2 protein-coding genes are annotated in these 649 nt (G+C 59.5%); one reads left to right on the top strand and one right to left on the bottom strand.

Annotation, left to right across the window (positions count from 1 at the left end):
* Positions 1–479: hypothetical protein (locus AC3WJM_RS23030; RefSeq protein WP_492273062.1), on the top strand; the 479-nt coding region annotated here is incomplete at its 5' end.
* Here AC3WJM_RS23030 and AC3WJM_RS23025 read toward each other — a convergent pair.
* A partial coding sequence (locus tag AC3WJM_RS23025) for a hypothetical protein (protein ID WP_492273061.1) occupies positions 433–649 on the bottom strand: 217 nt, incomplete at its 5' end. The two genes, AC3WJM_RS23030 and AC3WJM_RS23025, sit on opposite strands and share 47 nt — an antisense overlap.

The raw sequence follows: 649 nt of genomic DNA, 5'->3' as shown, positions 1-649 counted from the left end.
CTGACGCCTTGTCTCCCCAGACCCAGCTTGCCCGTCGTCTAAACCTGTTGCTTGACGTCGTCGTTGCCGAGCGGGGGAAGCCTGTGACATTTAAGGAAGTTCAATCGGAACTCGCTGACCGGGGAATCAAACTTTCGCGCGCTCGCTGGTTTTACATGAAGGAGGGGTCTGGACGACTTGTCACGGACGCGGTCCTCCTGACCGGCCTGTGCGACATCTTTAACGTCGATCCGTCCTATTTGGTAGGCGGCGACGCCGCGTTGCCGGACCGAATCGACTCTCAGCTTGAGTTCGTCAAGTCTTTGCGGGCAGCCCGGGTAAAGTCTTTTGCTGCGCGGACCTTGGGCGATGTATCGCCGGAAACTTTGCGCGCGATCTCTGAATTCCTCAACAAAGACATCGGACTCCATCCGGAGGGGGAACGCGCTGCGGCTATTCCTCCAGCAGATATTGGAGATGAGCATCCAGAAGTTCCTTAATGCGGACTGCGTTCGCTGAATAGCGGGGTGACCGCCCGTGCCTCCGGCCGGGTTCGACGTCGACTTTGATCACGCCGAACTTTTCAAGGGCCAGGAGGTGTTTGGCCACGCTTGGCTCGCCGGCACTCACCGCATCCACGATGTCTCCGCGGGTTGCCGGGCCGTGCGCT

Source organism: Arthrobacter sp. FW306-1B-G06A (assembly GCF_058781765.1).
Note: the sequence above shows the minus strand (reverse complement) of the source record. Positions and strands in the feature narration are given on the sequence as shown.